This window comes from Streptomyces sp. NPDC002076 (assembly GCF_053593835.1).
The window spans coordinates 296,262-313,154 of sequence record NZ_JBSFDI010000008.1 but is presented as its reverse complement, the minus strand read 5'-3'; the positions used below and the strand labels follow the sequence as shown (position 1 = coordinate 313,154).

The window sequence follows — 16,893 nt, the reverse complement described above, 5'->3', positions numbered from 1 at the left end:
GTGCGCGACCGAGGAGAGACTAGACCTCGTGTGCGGGGCGGTGAGGAGGGGGCGTGCGAAACGATCCGCCGCCACGCGCCGGTCCTGGACAGGTCGAGGAACGCCCGCACGCTCACACCGCGAGCAGGGCGGCGGGCCAGCCGCACCCGGCAGACCCGAGCCGAGCCGCACCCGGATCCGGCGACTGCGTGCCCTGCCGAAGCCGGAGTGACCGCCGGCTCGCTCAGCCGACCAGGGTCTCGGTCGTCTCCGGCGTCTCCGGCGGCGGCGTCGGCGCGCCCGGCAGCCGTATCGTCGCCACCGTGCCGCCGCCCTGCGCGGGGGACAGGGTGACCTCGCCGCCCGCCTGCTGGACCGTGCGGGCCACGATGGACAGGCCGAGGCCCGAGCCGGGCAGGGCGCGGGCGCTGGGGGAGCGCCAGAAGCGGTCGAAGACGTGCGGGAGTTCGTCCTCCGGGACACCGGGGCCGTGGTCGCGGACGGTCAGGACGCCGTCGGTCAGCCGCACCTCGACCATGCCGCCCTCGGGGCTGAACTTCACCGCGTTGTCGAGGACGTTGACGACCGCGCGCTCCAGCGCGGAGGGCTCCGCCCGGACGTACCAGGGCTCCAGGTCCGACGTGATCGTCAGCTCGGGGCCGCGCAGACGGGCGCGGCGCAGTGCCGCCTCGACCGCGTCCTGGAACGACACCACCTGGACCCGCTCACCGTGCTGCCCCTCCGAACGGGACAGCTCCTGCAAATCGCCGATCAGCGCGGCAAGTTCGGTCATCTGCGCCTTCACCGACGTGAGCAGCGCCTTGCGGTCCTCCGGCGGGAGCGGACGGCCCGTCTCCTCACTGCGGGTCAGAAGCTCGATGTTCGTGCGCAACGACGTCAGCGGCGTACGGAGTTCATGGCCGGCGTCGGCGATCAGCTGCTGCTGGAGATCGCGGGAGCTGGCCAGGGAGGCGGTCATGGAGTTGAAGGACCGGGAGAGCCGGGCGACCTCGTCCTCGCTGTCGTCCTCCACGGGGATGCGGATGGTCAGGTCCTCGGTCCGGGCCACGTGCTCCACGGCCTCCGTCAGCTTGTCGACCGGGCGCAGACCGGCACGGGCGACGGCCAGGCCCGCGGCGCCGGCCCCGACGACTCCTATCCCCGAGACGAGGAGCAGGATGAGGGCCAGGTCGTTGAGGGTGTCCTGGGTGGTCTTGAGCGGTGTGGCCACCAGCAGGGCCGTGTTCGGGTACAGCTGGGGCGGGGTCGCCACGCCCTCGTTGACCACCAAGGGCATGGTCAGCACGCGAACGGCGTCTCCGTTGCTGTCCGTCCCGTTGCGGAGGAGGCCCTTGCGGCTGTCCACCGACTTCGCCACGTCCCGGTCGCTGGAGACGGTTTTCACCGCGCCCGCGGAGTTCGAGAAGATGCAGGCCGTGCCGTCCGCCTTGACCAGCTCGAAGTAGTAGTTGCCGCGCGACCGGAACCCGAAGGCCGACTCCGACGGAGCCTGGGGGCAGCTGGACAGCAGCGTGGTGACGTCGTCCGCCATCTGGGGCCGCTGGATCGCCTTCTGCAGGTCGGTGTCGACCTGGTCGTACAGTTTCCCCTGCACGATGAACCAGCACGTCACCGACACCGCCGCCACCGCGAACGCCACCGCCGCCGCGACCAGCATCGCCAGCCGGGCCCTGATCGGCAGGGACCGGTAACGCCGTACCAGCCTGCTCACTCGGCGCCGCCCTGCCGCAGGACGTACCCCACGCCCCGCACGGTGTGCACGAGGCGCGGCTCGCCGTCGGCCTCGGTCTTGCGGCGCAGGTACATGACGTAGACGTCGAGGGAGTTGGAGGAGGGCTCGAAGTCGAAGCCCCAGACCGCCTTCAGGATCTGCTCGCGGGTGAGGACCTGGCGCGGGTGCGCCATGAACATCTCCAGGAGGGTGAACTCCGTGCGGGTCAGTTCCACCTGCCGGCCGCCGCGGGTGACCTCACGGGTGACGAGGTCCATGCGCAGGTCGGCGAAGGTCAGCGCCTCGTCCTCCTGGGCCTCGGTGGACACCGCCGCCGCGTACGAGCTGCGGCGCAGGAGGGCGCGGATACGGGCGAACAGCTCGTCCAGCTCGAAGGGCTTGACCAGGTAGTCGTCGGCGCCGGCGTCGAGGCCGGTCACCCGGTCGCCGACGGTGTCGCGGGCCGTCAGCATGAGGATCGGGGTGGTGTCTCCCGCCCCGCGGATACGGCGGGCCGCGGTCAGGCCGTCCATGCGCGGCATCTGGATGTCCAGGACGACCAGGTCGGGCTTGTAGGCGGTCGCCTTCTCCAGCGCGTCCGCGCCGTCGACGGCCACCTCCGTGTCGTACCCGTCGAAGGCGAGACTGCGCTGGAGCGCCTCGCGTACGGCCGGCTCGTCGTCGACGATCAGGATGCGCTGGGGGTCGCCTTCGGCGGGGCTCATGACTCGCGATTCCTCGGGGTGCGGTGGTCGGGGCGGGTGGACGGGGGTGCCTCTCGGCTGACTCTCAGCCTGCCACGACCGACGGTCCGGGAGGCAGACCTGCCGGGTGCGGCCCGTGGGGCGGTCGGCTCGGCAGCCGGTTCGTGCTCGGCCTTCGGCGGCCTGGCCGGGGCTCGGACCCGGTCCGGGGCCGGCTTTGACGGTGGTCGGTGCGGTCGGTGGTCGGGGCTGGTGCCGAGGGCCGGCCGCCGCGGCGGTTGTTCGCGGATGGTGGTCGGGTCCCGGTCCGGGGTTCGGCCCCGGTCCGGCAGCAGGACGCGGCGGCCGTCAGACCTGAACCGGCGGCAGGACGCGGCTGGCGGCAGCCCTGAACCGGAGGTCCGCCCGGTCCGAGTTGGCCCGGTCCGAGTTGGCCCGGTCCGAGTCCGCCCGGTCCGAGTTGGCCCGGTCCGAGTCCGCCCGGTCCGAGTCCAGTGCTGTCTGGGGCTTGTCCGAGACTGGGCTTGTCCGGGGTCACTGCCGTCTGGGGCTTGTCCGAGGCTGGGCTTGTCCGGGGTCACTGCCGTCTGGGGCTTGTCCGGGGTCGGTGCTGTCTGGGGCTCGTCCGAGGCTGGGCTTGTCCGGGGTCGGTGCTGTCTGGGGCTCGTCCAAGGCTGGGCTCGTCCGAGTCCAGTCCCGTCCGGGGCTCGCCCGAGGCTAGGCCCGACCGAGGCCAGTTCCCGCCGGTGTCAGGTCCAACCCCGGCGGTCAGGCCCAACCCGGGGGTCCGGCCTGGGGGCAGGCCGGACCTCGACGGTCAGGCCTGCCCCGGCGGCAGCCCCGGGCGTCGGCCCCGCCCCCGGCGTCAGGCGCGCACCGCGGTCAAGCGGTTCAGGGGGACCTTGCGGCGGTGGGTGCGGACGGGGGCGGTGCGCAGGCCCATCAGTTGCGGGACCGGCGTGACGACCACCTCGGGTGCACGGGGCGCCTGCTCGGGCTTGCGGGGCGCCGGGATCGGCACGTGCAGGTCCCAGGAGACCGTGAGGGCCAGGGTGAGGTCGGTGGGACCGTGGTCGGCGATCTGGTGCGAAACCTTGGTGATCATGACGTACTCCCTGCTGACTGGTGCCGTGCCACGCGCTGCCCGGTGCGGGGCTCACGCGCTAGCTGTTGTTGCCCGACCGCAGCTTGGCCAGGTCGGACTTGACGGTGTTGACGGGGATCGCGAACCCGAGGCCGATGCTGCCCGCGTCCGAGGACGAGGAGGACTGCTGGCTCGACGAGTACATCGCGGAGTTGATGCCGATGACGTTGCCGCTCGCGTCGATCAGGGCGCCGCCGGAGTTGCCCGGGTTGAGGGAGGCGTCCGTCTGGATGGCCTTGTACGTCGTCGTGGACGAACCCGTGTCGCCGTTGAACTGACGGCCGCCGAACTGGAACGGCCACTGTCCGTCACCGCCCTGCCCCTGACCCTGGTTCTCGTCCGTGGAGACGGTCACGTCCCGGTTGAGGGCGGAGACGATACCGCTGGTGACGGTGCCGGTCAGGCCCTCGGGGGAGCCGATCGCGACGACCGAGTCGCCGACCTGGACGCCGGAGGAGTTGCCGAGGGAGGCGGGCTTCAGACCCGACGCGCCGTGAAGCTTGATCAGCGCGAGGTCCTTGGAGCTGTCGGTGCCGACGACATCGGCGGTGTAGCTGTTGCCGTCACTGGTGCGCACCTTGATCGACCGCGCCCCGGAGATGACGTGGTTGTTGGTGACGATCTCGCCGTTCGACGTGATGATCACACCGGAGCCGGTGGAGGAGCCACTGCTGAGAGCCGCGCTTATCTCGACCACGCTCGGGCTGACCGCGGCAGCGATCGCGGCGACGTCACCCCGCTTGCCGGTCGGCACCACGTTCGTGGTCGTACCGGTGGAGGAGACCGTGTCCTTGCCGGTCAGCTCCTGGAAGCCGTACGCCGTGGCACCGCCCACCGCGGCGGAGACGACGGCGACGGCCGCGAGGAGGGCGACGGGACCCCGGTTGCGCTTCTTCCGCGGCTCCGGCGCCACCGCCGTCACCGGCTGGTACGGCGGCGGAGGCGGCCACTCGGGGCTGACGGAGGTGGAGTAGCTGCTGCTCGGCTGCTGGGTGTATCCACCCTGGCTCTCGGTCATGCCTAGAAGCCTCCCCTGTGACCATGAGAGCTTCCTGAGTGCTCGCTGAGAAGCCCGGCAGAACCTCGTTTGCCCGATATAAAGGCCTGCCGGTGCGGCTCAGGCCTCGCAGCCGCAGCTGGTGCGCACCACCAGCCGGGACGGGAACGTCCTCAGCCGCTCCCGCCGCGACCCCGCCACCCGCAGCCCGTCGTCCAGCACCAGGTCGACCGCCGCCCGGGCCATCGCCGAGCGGTCCGAGGCGACCGTGGTCAGCGGCGGGTCGGCCAGCGCCGCCTCCTTGATGTCGTCGAACCCGGCCACCGCCAGCTTGCCGGGCACGTCGATGCGCAGCTCGCGCGCCGCCCGCAGCAGGCCGATCGCCTGGTCGTCGGTGGAGCAGAAGATCGCCGGCGGCCGCTCGGGGCCGGAGAGGACGTCCAGGGCGACCTGGTAGGCGTCGTAGCGGTTGTACGGCGCCTCGAACAGCCGGCCCTCGGTGGACAGCCCCGCCTCGGCCATGGCCCGCTTCCAGCCCTCGACGTGGTCGGAGACCGGGTCGCCGACGGCCGGGGTCTCGGCCGTACCGCCCATACAGGCGACGTACTCGTAGCCGTGCTCCAGCAGGTGGCGCACGGCGAGCTGGGCGCCGCCGAGGTCGTCCGTGACCACTGCGACATCGTCGATGGCCTCGGGGCGCTCGTGCAGCAGCACCACCCGGGCGTCCCAGGCGTCGATCTCGGCGGCGGCGAGGTCGTTCAGCGCGTGGGAGACCAGGATCAGGCCCGAGACGCGCATGCCGAGGAAGGCGCGCAGATAGTGGACCTCGCGTTCACCGATGTAGTCGGTGTTGCCGACCAGGACCATCTTGCCGCGCTCGGAGGCGGCCTGCTCGACCGCGTGCGCCATCTCGCCGAAGAAGGGCTGGCGGGCGTCCGGGATGATCAGGCCTATGAGGTCCGTGCGCCGGGAGGCCATCGCCTGGGCGACCCGGTCGGGGCGGTACCCCAGTTCCTTGATCGCGGCGAGGACACGCTCGCGCGTGGCCGGGGCGACCGGCCGGGGTCCGTTGTTGATGACATAACTGACGACGGCGGTGGAGGTTCCAGCCAGCCGTGCCACGTCATCCCGAGTCACCTTGGCCACGCGCGGAGTCTACGCGGATTGACCCGCTCTGGGCAGGGCGTACCAGTGCTTGGATGTGCGGAAGCAATGCCCGGCCCGAGCGGCTTTCATGCCTGCACTAGACGTCGGCGTGGATCTCGGAGCCGTCACGGACGGCGGATGTGTCCGTATCCTCCGCCTTTGCCTGCTCCGCCCTGGCCTTGGCCTGCTCGGCAGCCCGCTCGGCCTTGTCGGCCTTCTCGGGCGTAACGAATCGATAACCGACGTTCCGGACGGTGCCGATCAGCGACTCGTGCTCCGGGCCGAGCTTGGCGCGCAGCCGCCGTACGTGGACGTCGACCGTGCGGGTGCCGCCGAAGTAGTCGTAGCCCCACACCTCCTGCAGCAGCTGGGCGCGGGTGAAGACCCGGCCCGGGTGCTGGGCGAGGTACTTCAGCAGCTCGAACTCCTTGAAGGTCAGGTCCAGGACCCGGCCCTTGAGCTTGGCGCTGTAGGTCGCCTCGTCCACGGAGAGGTCGCCGTTGCGGATCTCCATCGGGGAGTCGTCGTTGACGATCTGCTGGCGGCCCATGGCCAGCCGCAGCCGCGCCTCCACCTCGGCGGGGCCGGCGGTGTCGAGGAGCACGTCGTCGATGCCCCAGTCGGCGGTGACGGCGGCGAGGCCGCCCTCGGTGACGACGAGGATCAGCGGACAGCCCGGACCGGTGGAGCGCAGCAGCTGGCACAGGCTGCGCACCTGGGGCAGATCGCGGCGGCCGTCGACGAGGATGACGTCGGCGCCCGGGGTGTCGACCAGGGCGGGGCCCTCCGCCGGGGCCACCCGCACATTGTGCAGGAGCAGGCCGAGGGCGGGCAGCACCTCCGTCGACGGCTGGAGGGCGTTGGTCAGGAGCAGCAGAGAACTCATATGTCTGGTTCCTCCTCGGTCCCTGCGCGGCTGTGCGGACGAGCACTGCTCTGCGATCCCGAAGGCCCCGTACACCGTGGTCCCTCCCCGGCGCCTTCACCTGGGGTTTCCCACTTCGTATACAACGCTTCCGAAAGCACAAAAGGACCCGGGGGCTGCGCTGCCCGAGTCCTCATGCCCAGCAGAATAGCCCACATGAGGAACCGTTCGGCAGGTCAAGTGGCGCATTCCACCGTTCGTCCGAATCGCGAGACGCGCAGACAGGCGCCTATCCGGACGTTTCTGCGCACCGCCGACGGAATTCCGATCGATTCCGTATACGATCCGGGCGCCGTCGTATACGAACGCTCCGGATCCGGTCCCGACAACGGCAGTTCGGCCTCCCGTGACCTGGTGTTCGTCGTCGCCCACGGGTTCACCGGGGACGTGGACCGTCCGCATGTACGACGGGTGGCGGGCGTCCTGCGCGGCTACGGCGCGGTCGTCACCTTCTCCTTCCGCGGCCACGGGCGCTCCGGCGGTCGCTCCACCGTCGGGGACAAGGAGGTCCTGGACCTCGCCGCCGCCGTCGCCTGGGCCCGCGGCCGCGGGCACGCGCGCGTGGCGACCGTCGGCTTCTCCATGGGCGGCTCGGTGGTCCTGCGGCACGCCGCCCTGGAGCCCGGCACGGTCGACGCGGTGGTCTCGGTCAGCGCCCCGGCCCGCTGGTACTACCGGGGCACGGCCCCCATGCGCCGCCTGCACTGGCTGGTCACCCGCCCCGAGGGCCGCCTGGTCGGCCGCTACGGCCTGCGCACCCGGATCCACCACCGCGAGTGGGATCCGGTCCCGATCTCCCCGACGGAGGCGGTCCCCGGGATCGCTCCCACCCCGCTGCTGATCGTGCACGGCGACCGCGACGGCTACTTCCCCCTCGACCACCCCCGGATGCTCGCCGAGGCGGCCGGTGACCACGGCGAACTCTGGGTGGAGGCGGGCATGGGCCACGCGGAGCACGCGGCGGACGACGCCCTGCTCGCCCGGATCGCGGACTGGGCGGCCGTCAAGGCGGGCTAGCCTGACTGCACTCTTTATTTCTTACTCGCTGTCGATTGAGGAATCAGATGCCCAAGGTCACGGTGCGCTACTGGGCCGCCGCCAAGGCCGCGGCCGGTGTCGCCGAGGAGCCGTACGACGCGGACACGCTCGCCGACGCGCTGGCCGCCGTGCGCGCGCGCCACCCCGGTGAACTCACAGGTGTGCTGCAGCGCTGCTCCTTCCTCGTCGACGGTGACCCCGTCGGGACCCGCGCGCATGAGACGGTACGGCTGGCCGAGGGCGGCACGGTCGAGGTGCTCCCGCCGTTCGCAGGAGGGTGAGATGAGCGACCAGCCGTATCAGGGCCAGGGCCCCTATGAGGGCTACCAGGGCTACGACCCCTATCAGCAGCAGTGGCCCCAGCAGGACCAGTACGCCGGACACGGGCAGCAGCCCGGCTACGACCCCCATCTCACCCAGCAGTGGCAGGGGCAGACCTGGGATTCGCAGACGCACGCGTCGCTGCAGGCGCCCGCGCAGGCGGCGCAGGCGGCGTATCCGCCGTCGCAGGCGTACGAGGGGCAGTACCAGGAGCAACACCATCCGTACCAGCAGCAGCACCAGCAGCAGTACGCGGCCGCTCCCCAACCGGAGCCGCACACCGCACCCGCACCCGCGGCCACCCCCGCCCCGGAAGCCGTACCCGAGTCCGGGCCGGCCTACGGCCCCGCCACGCTCGCCGGGAACGCCCGGATCACGGACGCCCAGCGGGCGCGCCTCGAGGGCCGTTCGCCGATCATCGAGCCCGGTATGCAGCCGGCGCTGCTGACCGCGCTGCTGGGCCTGCTGCTGGCCGCGGCGGCGCCGGTCGCCTCGTACGCGCTGGTCCTGCCGCTGGTGGTGCTGCAGGGCGTGACGGCGGCGGGCTGGTTCCGGCTGAACGGCATGTGGCCGGCCCGGCAGGGCATCGCGCTGGCGTTCCTGGGCGGGCTGGCGGCCGACGCGGCGGTGCTGGTCGCCGGCCGCGACCACGCCCCCGCGGCGATCCTCGGTCCGCTCGGCATCTGGGTCCTGCTGGCCCTGGTCCTGCAGCTGCGCTCGCACGCCTCGCCGGACGAGCGGATGTACGGCCTGATGGCGACGGTCGCCTCGTCGGCTCTGTCGGTGCTGGCCACCGGGTACCTGGGCGCCGGCGCGCACGCGGTGTCGGTGGGCGCCGCGGCGGTGGCGGTGGCGATCCTGGCCCGGGTCCTGCCGCTGCCGACACCGGCGTCGGTGGCGGTGTCGCTGCTGGCGGCGGCCGGCGCGGGGATCGCCGTGGGTGGGATGACCGGGCTGGGCGCGAAGGGCGCGCTGCTGGGTGCGGCCGCCGGGGTGTGCGCGCTGATCGGTCACCGCGTGGCCAGTTACGACTACCCGTCGAGGTTCGTGCACTTCACGGCCGGGGTGGCGTTGCCGCTGTCGGCTGCCGCGCCTGTGGTGTGGGTGCTGGGAAGGGCGCTCGGTTAGAGCTGTTCCCCCTCGATCACGCCCCGTCCGTTGCCGGACGGGGGACAAGCCGGAGCCCCGGCCCGATTCCGGCGGGCCGGGGCTCCATGTCATACAGCGGGCTGTGAGTTGCCAGCGGGTTGCGGGTTGCCGGCGGGCTCTGGGTTACCGGCCACCACCGTCGCCGCCCCAGCCGCCGTCGCCGCCGCCCCAGCCGCCGTCGTCGCCGCCCCGGCCGCCGTCGCCGCCGCCCCAGCCGCCGTCGCCGCCGCCCCAGCCGCCGTCGCCGCCGCCCCAGCCGCCCCAGGGGCAGCCGACCACGCGGAAGCTGCCGACCACGCCGTCCTTGACGTGGAGGCCCTCCGTGCGGCGGACGCGCACGCCGTCGCTCTGGCTGTGGGGTCCGACAGTGGCGACGGGAGCGCCGTTGTCGCAGACCGCGCCGCGGAACACCTCGACAACCCGGTGGCTGTCGTTCCGGATGTTCAGCGTCTTGGCGCCCAGGCCACTGACCACGGTGATGCAGTCACCCGGGTGGGCGGAGTAGGACCGCTCGTTGATCTCGATCCGGCCTCCGTCCCACCCGCCCCAGCCGCCGCCCCAGCCGCCACCACGGCCGCCACCACGGCCCTCGCGGCCCTCGTTGCCCTTGCCGATGTTGTTGTTGCCGTTGTTGTTGCCGTTGCCGTTGCCGTTGCCGTTGTTGTTGCCGTTGCCATTGCCGCTGCCGTTGTTGTTGCCGGCGCCACCGAGCGGTGCGGCAGCGGCCGGGGCCGCCTGGTGGACGGCCGACGCCGCCTCCGGCGCGGAGGCGGCCGAGGCGTACGTGACGCCGGTCGCGGCCAGAGCCGCGGCTGCCGCTGCCGCAGCGGTGACGACGGTCGAACGCGAGATCTTCATCGTGCTTCTCCAGTCTCTGAGACACCGACTCGTTGGCCGGTCGTCATGGAACGTATTCGCCGACCGCTATGGCTGTCATGTCGGGAATGACGGGAGACTGGGTTTTTGTGCACCAATTGGGGGAATTATGGCTGATGTCGGCCGCTCGCCGTTCATCGAGAGGGCGTCAAATCACCGCAGAAAAAGGGGAATTGACTCACCGCTAGACCTTTTGGATGATCTTAGTACTAGTGCCTACCCCAGCAGCAAGCGTGTCGTTACTGGCGCAATGAGGCGCGTCGCGCTAGCAACGGCCCACCGCGCATGCCGAAGGGCCGCACCCCCACTGGCGTCCAACCCCGGGGATGCGGCCCTTCGACCGTCACTGTGCTGCTGCTTCGCGCAGGCCCGTTCAGACCGCGATGGCGACCTCGGCCAGCGCGCCCTTCTCCGCCACGACGACCGTGCGGTCGGCCGTCGCGCCCGGGATCAGCGCCCGGACCGTCCAGGTGCCCTCGGCCGCGTAGAACCGGAACTGACCGGTCGCCGAGGTGGGAACCTCGGCGGTGAACTCGCCGGTCGAGTCCAGCAGACGGACATAGCCCGTCACCGGCTCGCCGTCGCGGGTCACCTGACCCTGGATCGTGGTCTCACCGGGCTTGATCGTCGAGGCGTCCGGGCCGCCGGCCTTCGCTCCGCACATGCTGTTTCTCCAGAGGGGTGTGACCGGGAGGTCGGTCGGGATGGATGAGGGGTGGGCTTACTTGTTCGCGCCGAGCTCGATCGGCACGCCGACGAGGGAGCCGTACTCGGTCCAGGAGCCGTCGTAGTTCTTGACGTTCTCGACACCGAGCAGCTCGTGCAGCACGAACCAGGTCAGGGCCGAGCGCTCACCGATGCGGCAGTAGGCGATCGTGTCCCTGGCGAGGTCCACGTTCTCCTCGGCGTAGAGGGCCTTCAGCTCCTCGTCCGACTTGAAGGTGCCGTCGTCGTTGGCGTTCTTGGACCACGGGATGTTGCGGGCGCTCGGGACGTGACCCGGACGCTGCGACTGCTCCTGCGGCAGGTGCGCCGGGGCGAGCAGCTTGCCGGAGAACTCGTCGGGCGAGCGCACGTCGACCAGGTTCTGCGAGCCGATCGCGGCGACGACGTCGTCACGGAAGGCGCGGATCGAGGTGTCCTGCGGCTTGGCCTTGTACTCCGTCTTGGCGCGCTCCGGGATCTCGTCGCCGGCGACCAGCTCGCGGGCGTCCAGCTCCCACTTCTTGCGGCCGCCGTCGAGGAGCTTGACGTTCTCGTGGCCGTAGAGCTTGAAGTACCAGTAGGCGTACGAGGCGAACCAGTTGTTGTTGCCGCCGTAGAGGACCACCAGGGTGTCGTTGGCGATGCCCTTCTCCGACAGGAGCTTCTCGAAGCCCTCCTGGTCGATGAAGTCGCGGCGGACCGGGTCCTGCAGGTCCTTGGTCCAGTCGATGCGGATCGCGTTCTTGATGTGGTTCTTCTCGTAGGCGGACGTGTCCTCGTCCACCTCGACGATGGCGATGGCCGGGTCGTCCAGGTGCTCCTGCAGCCAGTCGGCGTCGACCAGGACGTCGGTGCGGCTCATGCTCTTTCTCCTCCGGGGCAGTTGCGGCGGGGTGTGCGAGTACAGGGGTGCGCGCTCGTAGAGCCCGAGCGGCGCACGGGTGCCCTTCCAGCAGGGCGGCGGTGAGATGCGGAAGCCGGGGACTTTCGCTCAGAAGGGGCGACAGAGCATGGCGGCAACGCGGCACAGGTCCACTGCCCGCCGCTTCGTGAGATCCGCCTGTCGCTTCATGCATGCGATCGTAGGGACGTCCGGGCGGGCGTGTCACCGGCGTGTCATATGACGAGACACGATCGTCCGTATGGCGGGATGGGAAGAGCGCCCGGCGGCCGCCCCGCGGCCTCCCGAGCGCTCGCGCGGGTCGCCGCGTCTACTCAACGGACGACCCGTCTCGCCAGTCGGACGTACACCTGCCGTCCGTGCGTGGCCCTACCCCGCCAGCTTGACGTCCGAACCCTTCACGCTGATCTCCACACCGTCCTGCGCGGCCTGCACCTTGTCCAGCTTGACGCCGCCGGGCAGCTGGTTGATGGCCTGCTGGAAGTCGGTGATCTCGCGGATGCGGTTCTCGGCGATCGCGGCGGCGGCGAGCTTGGGCAGGGAGTCGGCGTGTACCTGCACCCTGTTGTTCTCGACGGTCACGGTGCTGAGCACGGACACGGTCTGGTTGATCGGCAGGGGGCCGAGCGTGCCGGTCAGCTTGGCCGTCACCTTGATCTTCCCGTGGCCGCCGTCGGCGAGACTGACGACCTTGGCCTTGAGGCCGGGGACGACCTCGGTCGGCTCGGGCTTGGCGGTCTTCAGCAGCTCGGCGTAGGAGATCGTCGCGGTGCCGGTGGCACTGGAGGCGGTGGCGGAGCTGTAGTCGCCGGAGAAGGAGACGCCCTTCATGTCGGCCTGCAGATCGTCGATCCGGATCGTCTTCCCGGCGGTCCCGGTCGCGGCCTCGTAGTCCTTGATCCCGACCTCGACGTCGTCGAGCGAGCCGCCCGCGACCTGGGTGAGGAACGGGAACCCCTTGATGTTCACGTCCGGCGTCGAGGCCAGGTTCTGCGTCGACTTCAGCTTGTCGGCGGCCTCCCCTTCGGCGAAGTGCACGGCCACCCGGTCCGCGATCACGAACAGCCCACCCAGGATCACGACGAGGATCAGGATTATTCGCAGGGCGCGCATGTGGTGTTTCCCCCGGGTCGGCGGTCGGTGCGTGGCTACGCCAAGGTAACTCCGCGGCGCGCGACCCGGGGAAGAATGTGGATCACTTGTGACAGCCGACTCGCCGCCGGTGCCGCTCACCGTGGTGTGCTGGATGCGCGAGCCGGGGAGGAGAGGGGATGAGAACGGATGCCCCGCCGGGTCGCGCCCGCCCCGGTGCGTCCACCGAACGGCCGCGACCGCCGACCGGTGTGGCCCACGCCGGTCCCGCGTGCCGGATCCGGGCCACGGCCTACCCTGAACTTATGTACGCGCGGCGGCGGCACATCTACTTCGCCATGATGGGGACGTGCATCGGCCTCTTCGTCCTGGCCTGGGGGGTCGTGCGCATCTGGTCGGTGCCGGCGGCCGTCGGCATGTGCATCGTGGCCATGATCATCCCGCCGGTCGCCGCGATGATCGCGAACCGGCGGGGCCCCGAGGACCGCTGGTGGGACGACCCCTCCGGCGATCCCCAGTCGGACGAGTGGTGGGACGAGCTGGACGGCAAGAAGCGCCCGCGGCCGTGAGGCGTCAGTACACGAGCGCCTGGGCGCCGTCGGCGAGCGCCTCCTGTACGAAGACCTGCGCACCGGCGATCCGTACGCCCTCGATGACGTCCTTCTCGGTGATCTCGCGCCGGGCCGCGCACTGCGTGCAGAGCGTGATGCGCCCGGCGGCCCGGATCGACTCGATCAGATCCGGGAGCGGCGCCGCGTGCGGCAGCTCGAACTCGGCGGCCCGCCCCGGCAGCGCGAACCAGGACGACTCCCCGGTCAGCCACAGCGACACCTCGACCCCGCTGGCCACGGCCACCGCGGCCACGGTGAACGCCTGCGAGCAGCGCTCAGGGGCATCGGCCCCGGCCGTCACCTTGATCACGAGCTTGTTGGTCATGCCGGAAGCGTAACCGCGGCACCGGCCGCCACGGGCACACACTGAATCGTGATCGAGCTGCGCTACAACGCCTACCTCACCTCCGGCGACGCCATCGCGCTCGCGGTGCGGTCCCGCGCGGGCGGCGCGAAGGAGATCCCGTTCCAGCAGACAGTGGTCCTGCAGCAGCAGCTGCTCGACTGAGACCCGAAGGGTGACGCCGCTACGGACGACCTCGCAAAGAGAGCGGGCTCCCGGCCGCGTAAGCTGGGGCCCGGCTCTGTCGTATGCCCACCCTCGCTCAAGGAGCACCCGTGGAGATCTTCTTCGAAACCCTGCTGGTCCTGGTCTGCGTCGGCGTGCTCGCCTTCGCCGGTCTGACCGTGAAGAAGCTGTACCAGGGCCAGCGCTGAACCACCTCTAGGAAGCTTCCCTCATGATCGAGATCCCGTCCGACCTGCACAAGGACCTGGTCCCGCTCGCCTTCCTGCTCGGCAACTGGGCCGGGGCGGGCGTGCACGACTTCCCCGGCTCGGAGAAGTGCAACTTCGGGCAGGAGGTCAGCTTCACCCACGACGGCCGGGACTTCCTGGAGTACCACTCGCGCACCTGGGTGCTCGACAAGGACGGCAACAAGGTCCGCCCGCTGGAGTCGGAGTCCGGCTACTGGCGGATCGACGCCGACCGCAAGGTCGAGGTGACGATGACCCGCGACGACGGCGTCATCGAGATCTGGTACGGCGAGATGGCCCACCAGAAGCCGCAGATCGACCTCGTCACGGACGCCGTCGCCCGCACGGCCGCCTCCCAGCCCTACAGCGGCGGCAAGCGCCTCTACGGCTACGTCAAGAGCGACCTCATGTGGGTCGGCGAGAAGCAGACCCCCGAGGTCGAGCTGCGCCCCTACATGTCCGCCCACCTGAAGAAGGTCGTCACCCCCGAGGACGTCGAGCGCTGGGCCAAGGCCCTCCCGGACGACCTCCCGGACGACGGCATCGCCTTCTTCAAGTAGGCCCGTCTTCCCCAAGTGGGCCACACCGAGTGGTCCTAGACTCGTGGGTGTGGTGAGCACCGACTGGAAGAGCGACCTCAGGCAGCGCGGCTACCGGCTGACGCCGCAGCGGCAGCTTGTCCTCGAAGCCGTCGACACCCTTGAGCACGCGACCCCCGACGACATCCTCGGCGAAGTGCGGAAGACGGCGTCGGGGGTCAACATCTCCACGGTCTACCGGACGCTGGAGCTGCTGGAGGAGCTGGGCCTGGTCAGCCACGCCCACCTCGGGCACGGTGCGCCGACGTACCACCTCGCCGACCGCCACCACCATCTGCACCTGGTCTGCCGCGACTGCGAGAACGTGATCGAGGCCGATGTGGACGTGGCCGCCGAGTTCACCGCCAAGCTGCGCCGGCAGTTCGGGTTCGACACCGACATGAAGCACTTCGCGATCTTCGGCCGGTGCAAGGACTGCTCACTGAAGAGTTCAACTACCACGTCGTAGGCTGACGGTATGAAGAGCCCTCTGCTGTCCCTGCCCGGCGCCGTCCCCGCCGAGGGTGTGGACGAAGGTGTCGCCGCCCACTACGGCGACCTGTTCCGCGAGCAGCGCGCCCTCGCCGACGGCACCGGTTTCGTCGACCTGTCCCATCGCGGTGTCATCACCGTCAGCGGTGCGGACCGGCTGAGCTGGCTGCACCTGCTGCTCACCCAGCACGTCAGCGAGCTGCCGGCCGGTGAGGCCACCGAGGCGCTGATCCTCTCCGCGCACGGGCACATCGAGCACGCGCTGTACCTGGTGGACGACGGCACGACCGTGTGGGCGCACGTCGAGCCCGGTACGCAGGACGCGCTGCTCGCGTACCTGGAGTCGATGAAGTTCTTCTACCGCGTGGAGGTCGCCGACCGGACGGCCGACTTCGCGGTGGTCCATCTGCCCGCCGGCTCCATCGCCGAGGTGCCGCCGGGCGTCGTCGTACGCGAGACGCCGTACGGCCGTGATCTCTTCCTGCCGCGCGAGGACCTGGAGTCCTTCGCGGCCGCGCACGGGCCCGCCGCCGGCCTCCTCGCCCACGAGGCGCTCCGCGTCGAGCAGCACCGGCCCCGGCTCGGCTTCGAGACCGACCACCGGACCATCCCGCACGAGCTGGGCTGGATCGGCACGGCGGTGCATCTGCAGAAGGGCTGTTACCGGGGGCAGGAGACCGTCGCCCGGGTGCAGAACCTCGGCAAGCCGCCCCGGCGCCTGGTCTTCCTCCACCTGGACGGCAGCGAGGTGCATCTGCCGGTGCCGGGCACGGAGATCCGGCTCGCCGACGAGGGCCCGGAGGGCCGCAGGATCGGCTTTGTGACGACGTCGGCACGGCACCACGAGCTGGGCCCGGTGGCGCTGGCGCTGGTGAAGCGGAACGTGCCCGTGGACGCGCGGCTCCTGGCCGGAGAGACGGCCGCCGCGCAGGAGGTCGTGGTCGAGCCGTAGTCGTGCGACGGGGACTGCGACTGCGTCAGTAGCCGCTCAGGAGAGTCCGTACGCCCCGCAGCGTCTCCGGGCCGGCCGCGCTGTGCCAGCGCGACGGGGCGGCCGGGCGCCGCCCCCACAGCAGCAGGACGCGGGTGGCCGCGTCGCTCTCGATGGTGGCGGGGCCCTCGGGGCGGCGAACCGGATGCCGGCGCCGTCGGCGTCGGCGGTCACCACGATGTCGTCCGTGCCCGGGGTGCGCAGGCGGCCCTCGATCCGTCCGTCGGGGCCCAGATCCAGGCCGGTGCTGCCGCGTGCGAGCAACGGCCGGCCGACCGACACGACGCTGTGCTCCGTCATCCACGGCTCGTCGAGCGCCTGCACCGCCGTCCGGTCGTCACCGGTGAGGTCCCAGCGGTGCAGGATCAGCTCCTCCCGCATGTGCTCCGCGAAGAAGGGGGCCGTCACCGTCCGGCCGGTCCACCTGATCTCCGTGTCCGGCGACAGGTCCTGCGCGGCGGCCGCGGCGACCTCGGTGAGCCGCTCGCAGCGGTTCAGGAAGGTCGCCCAGAGCTCGGAGTCGGACAGCCGCCGGAAGGGCTCCTCGCGGTCGAAGCCCCGGGTCTCCACCGGCGATCCGGCGCGGAACGCCTGGAGCACCCGGGCCAGTTCCTCAGCCCGTCTGGTGGATCAGCACGTCCCGTACCGTCCATGCCTCGCACCACGTGCCGTCGTCGGGCCGCCGCGCCTGCACGGCGTGAACGAAGGGGGCCAGCTCCGGCAGGGTGTCCTCGACCCGGGATGGAATCATGCGGC

22 protein-coding genes are annotated in these 16,893 nt (G+C 71.0%); 8 read left to right on the top strand and 14 right to left on the bottom strand.

Going from position 1 to position 16,893, the window contains the following annotated elements:
• Positions 1-223: 223 nt before the first annotated feature.
• The 6 genes from ACWCQS_RS19835 to ACWCQS_RS19810 all read right to left on the bottom strand — a co-directional run bounded on the left by ACWCQS_RS19835 (position 224) and on the right by ACWCQS_RS19810 (position 6,588).
• Positions 224-1,711, bottom strand: a complete 1,488-nt coding sequence (locus ACWCQS_RS19835) for a sensor histidine kinase (protein WP_451005607.1) — start codon at positions 1,709-1,711, stop codon at positions 224-226.
• The gene (locus ACWCQS_RS19830; RefSeq protein ID WP_451005606.1) at positions 1,708-2,436 is read right to left on the bottom strand and encodes a response regulator transcription factor; all 729 of its coding nucleotides are present in this window, start codon (positions 2,434-2,436) and stop codon (positions 1,708-1,710) included. Before ACWCQS_RS19830 ends, ACWCQS_RS19835 begins: the two co-directional genes overlap by 4 nt.
• Before the next feature lie 844 nt (positions 2,437-3,280).
• Positions 3,281-3,520: a hypothetical protein gene (locus tag ACWCQS_RS19825; RefSeq protein WP_451005605.1), complete on the bottom strand. Its 240-nt coding sequence runs from the start codon at positions 3,518-3,520 to the stop codon at positions 3,281-3,283.
• Positions 3,521-3,578: 58 nt separating this feature from the next.
• Positions 3,579-4,577: a S1C family serine protease gene (locus ACWCQS_RS19820; protein ID WP_451005604.1), complete on the bottom strand. Its 999-nt coding sequence runs from the start codon at positions 4,575-4,577 to the stop codon at positions 3,579-3,581.
• A 99-nt stretch (positions 4,578-4,676) separates the two neighbouring features.
• On the bottom strand, positions 4,677-5,702 hold the full coding sequence (locus tag ACWCQS_RS19815) for a LacI family DNA-binding transcriptional regulator (protein WP_451005603.1): 1,026 nt from the start codon (positions 5,700-5,702) through the stop codon (positions 4,677-4,679).
• 97 nt (positions 5,703-5,799) lie between these two features.
• Positions 5,800-6,588 (bottom strand): response regulator transcription factor, encoded by a 789-nt coding sequence (locus ACWCQS_RS19810; RefSeq protein ID WP_451005602.1) that lies wholly within the window; start codon positions 6,586-6,588, stop codon positions 5,800-5,802.
• A gap of 195 nt (positions 6,589-6,783) precedes the next feature.
• Here ACWCQS_RS19810 and ACWCQS_RS19805 point away from each other — a divergent pair, with 195 nt between their 5' ends.
• The 3 genes from ACWCQS_RS19805 to ACWCQS_RS19795 are packed head-to-tail and all read left to right on the top strand — an operon-like array spanning position 6,784 to position 9,114.
• Positions 6,784-7,644, top strand: coding sequence for an alpha/beta hydrolase family protein (locus ACWCQS_RS19805; RefSeq protein WP_451005601.1), 861 nt, complete (start codon positions 6,784-6,786; stop codon positions 7,642-7,644).
• Positions 7,645-7,691: 47 nt separating this feature from the next.
• Positions 7,692-7,946 (top strand): MoaD/ThiS family protein, encoded by a 255-nt coding sequence (locus ACWCQS_RS19800; RefSeq protein WP_388630882.1) that lies wholly within the window; start codon positions 7,692-7,694, stop codon positions 7,944-7,946.
• Between the two features lies 1 nt (position 7,947).
• Positions 7,948-9,114 (top strand): hypothetical protein, encoded by a 1,167-nt coding sequence (locus tag ACWCQS_RS19795; RefSeq protein ID WP_451005600.1) that lies wholly within the window; start codon positions 7,948-7,950, stop codon positions 9,112-9,114.
• Positions 9,115-9,258: 144 nt separating this feature from the next.
• On the opposite strand, the gene ACWCQS_RS19790 is transcribed toward ACWCQS_RS19795, so the two are convergent.
• The 5 genes from ACWCQS_RS19790 to ACWCQS_RS19770 form a co-directional block, all read right to left on the bottom strand.
• Positions 9,259-9,993, bottom strand: coding sequence for a hypothetical protein (locus ACWCQS_RS19790; RefSeq protein WP_451005599.1), 735 nt, complete (start codon positions 9,991-9,993; stop codon positions 9,259-9,261).
• Positions 9,994-10,384: 391 nt separating this feature from the next.
• Positions 10,385-10,675 carry a DUF1416 domain-containing protein gene (locus ACWCQS_RS19785; RefSeq protein WP_384776111.1) on the bottom strand — a complete coding sequence of 97 codons (291 nt, stop codon included), beginning with the start codon at positions 10,673-10,675 and terminating at the stop codon, positions 10,385-10,387.
• 57 nt (positions 10,676-10,732) lie between these two features.
• On the bottom strand, positions 10,733-11,578 hold the full coding sequence (locus ACWCQS_RS19780) for a sulfurtransferase (RefSeq protein WP_451005598.1): 846 nt from the start codon (positions 11,576-11,578) through the stop codon (positions 10,733-10,735).
• Between the two features lie 129 nt (positions 11,579-11,707).
• Complete coding sequence (locus ACWCQS_RS19775; protein WP_350751515.1) at positions 11,708-11,788, bottom strand: Ms5788A family Cys-rich leader peptide; 81 nt, start codon at positions 11,786-11,788, stop codon at positions 11,708-11,710.
• Positions 11,789-11,986: 198 nt separating this feature from the next.
• A complete protein-coding gene (locus ACWCQS_RS19770; RefSeq protein ID WP_451005597.1) occupies positions 11,987-12,730 on the bottom strand; it encodes an LmeA family phospholipid-binding protein in 744 nt (247 codons plus the stop codon).
• Between the two features lie 284 nt (positions 12,731-13,014).
• Between ACWCQS_RS19770 and ACWCQS_RS19765 the strand changes: the two genes are divergently transcribed.
• Positions 13,015-13,278 carry a DUF3099 domain-containing protein gene (locus ACWCQS_RS19765; protein ID WP_388630868.1) on the top strand — a complete coding sequence of 88 codons (264 nt, stop codon included), beginning with the start codon at positions 13,015-13,017 and terminating at the stop codon, positions 13,276-13,278.
• Between the two features lie 4 nt (positions 13,279-13,282).
• Here the strand turns inward: ACWCQS_RS19765 and ACWCQS_RS19760 are convergent, their stop codons facing one another.
• Positions 13,283-13,645 carry a DsrE family protein gene (locus ACWCQS_RS19760; protein WP_451005596.1) on the bottom strand — a complete coding sequence of 121 codons (363 nt, stop codon included), beginning with the start codon at positions 13,643-13,645 and terminating at the stop codon, positions 13,283-13,285.
• Between the two features lie 48 nt (positions 13,646-13,693).
• Between ACWCQS_RS19760 and ACWCQS_RS19755 the strand changes: the two genes are divergently transcribed.
• From ACWCQS_RS19755 to ygfZ, 4 genes are all read left to right on the top strand, one after another.
• Positions 13,694-13,828 carry a hypothetical protein gene (locus tag ACWCQS_RS19755; RefSeq protein ID WP_451005595.1) on the top strand — a complete coding sequence of 45 codons (135 nt, stop codon included), beginning with the start codon at positions 13,694-13,696 and terminating at the stop codon, positions 13,826-13,828.
• A 232-nt stretch (positions 13,829-14,060) separates the two neighbouring features.
• Positions 14,061-14,636 (top strand): FABP family protein, encoded by a 576-nt coding sequence (locus ACWCQS_RS19750; RefSeq protein ID WP_451005594.1) that lies wholly within the window; start codon positions 14,061-14,063, stop codon positions 14,634-14,636.
• A gap of 49 nt (positions 14,637-14,685) precedes the next feature.
• The gene (locus ACWCQS_RS19745; RefSeq protein WP_451005593.1) at positions 14,686-15,123 is read left to right on the top strand and encodes a Fur family transcriptional regulator; all 438 of its coding nucleotides are present in this window, start codon (positions 14,686-14,688) and stop codon (positions 15,121-15,123) included.
• Between the two features lie 9 nt (positions 15,124-15,132).
• On the top strand, positions 15,133-16,098 hold the full coding sequence (gene ygfZ, locus ACWCQS_RS19740) for a CAF17-like 4Fe-4S cluster assembly/insertion protein YgfZ (RefSeq protein ID WP_451005592.1): 966 nt from the start codon (positions 15,133-15,135) through the stop codon (positions 16,096-16,098).
• Positions 16,099-16,134: 36 nt separating this feature from the next.
• Here ygfZ and ACWCQS_RS19735 read toward each other — a convergent pair whose 3' ends face one another.
• Both ACWCQS_RS19735 and ACWCQS_RS19730 read right to left on the bottom strand, forming a co-directional pair.
• Positions 16,135-16,737 carry a hypothetical protein gene (locus ACWCQS_RS19735; RefSeq protein WP_451005591.1) on the bottom strand — a complete coding sequence of 201 codons (603 nt, stop codon included), beginning with the start codon at positions 16,735-16,737 and terminating at the stop codon, positions 16,135-16,137.
• Positions 16,738-16,750: 13 nt separating this feature from the next.
• The gene (locus ACWCQS_RS19730; RefSeq protein ID WP_451005590.1) at positions 16,751-16,888 is read right to left on the bottom strand and encodes a hypothetical protein; all 138 of its coding nucleotides are present in this window, start codon (positions 16,886-16,888) and stop codon (positions 16,751-16,753) included.
• Positions 16,889-16,893: the final 5 nt, after the last annotated feature.

Excerpts from the sequence above, each read along its gene's own strand:
- ACWCQS_RS19830 (WP_451005606.1), bottom strand. The coding sequence starts at position 2,436 with ATGAGCCCCGCCGAAGGCGACCCCCAGCGCATCCTGATCGTCGACGAC.
- ACWCQS_RS19825 (WP_451005605.1), bottom strand. The coding sequence starts at position 3,520 with ATGATCACCAAGGTTTCGCACCAGATCGCCGACCACGGTCCCACCGAC.
- ACWCQS_RS19820 (WP_451005604.1), bottom strand. The coding sequence starts at position 4,577 with ATGACCGAGAGCCAGGGTGGATACACCCAGCAGCCGAGCAGCAGCTAC.
- ACWCQS_RS19810 (WP_451005602.1), bottom strand. The coding sequence starts at position 6,588 with ATGAGTTCTCTGCTGCTCCTGACCAACGCCCTCCAGCCGTCGACGGAG.
- ACWCQS_RS19805 (WP_451005601.1), top strand. The coding sequence starts at position 6,784 with ATGAGGAACCGTTCGGCAGGTCAAGTGGCGCATTCCACCGTTCGTCCG.
- ACWCQS_RS19800 (WP_388630882.1), top strand. The coding sequence starts at position 7,692 with ATGCCCAAGGTCACGGTGCGCTACTGGGCCGCCGCCAAGGCCGCGGCC.
- ACWCQS_RS19795 (WP_451005600.1), top strand. The coding sequence starts at position 7,948 with ATGAGCGACCAGCCGTATCAGGGCCAGGGCCCCTATGAGGGCTACCAG.
- ACWCQS_RS19790 (WP_451005599.1), bottom strand. The coding sequence starts at position 9,993 with ATGAAGATCTCGCGTTCGACCGTCGTCACCGCTGCGGCAGCGGCAGCC.
- ACWCQS_RS19785 (WP_384776111.1), bottom strand. The coding sequence starts at position 10,675 with ATGTGCGGAGCGAAGGCCGGCGGCCCGGACGCCTCGACGATCAAGCCC.
- ACWCQS_RS19780 (WP_451005598.1), bottom strand. The coding sequence starts at position 11,578 with ATGAGCCGCACCGACGTCCTGGTCGACGCCGACTGGCTGCAGGAGCAC.
- ACWCQS_RS19775 (WP_350751515.1), bottom strand. The coding sequence starts at position 11,788 with ATGAAGCGACAGGCGGATCTCACGAAGCGGCGGGCAGTGGACCTGTGC.
- ACWCQS_RS19770 (WP_451005597.1), bottom strand. The coding sequence starts at position 12,730 with ATGCGCGCCCTGCGAATAATCCTGATCCTCGTCGTGATCCTGGGTGGG.
- ACWCQS_RS19765 (WP_388630868.1), top strand. The coding sequence starts at position 13,015 with ATGTACGCGCGGCGGCGGCACATCTACTTCGCCATGATGGGGACGTGC.
- ACWCQS_RS19760 (WP_451005596.1), bottom strand. The coding sequence starts at position 13,645 with ATGACCAACAAGCTCGTGATCAAGGTGACGGCCGGGGCCGATGCCCCT.
- ACWCQS_RS19750 (WP_451005594.1), top strand. The coding sequence starts at position 14,061 with ATGATCGAGATCCCGTCCGACCTGCACAAGGACCTGGTCCCGCTCGCC.
- ygfZ (WP_451005592.1), top strand. The coding sequence starts at position 15,133 with ATGAAGAGCCCTCTGCTGTCCCTGCCCGGCGCCGTCCCCGCCGAGGGT.
- ACWCQS_RS19730 (WP_451005590.1), bottom strand. The coding sequence starts at position 16,888 with ATGATTCCATCCCGGGTCGAGGACACCCTGCCGGAGCTGGCCCCCTTC.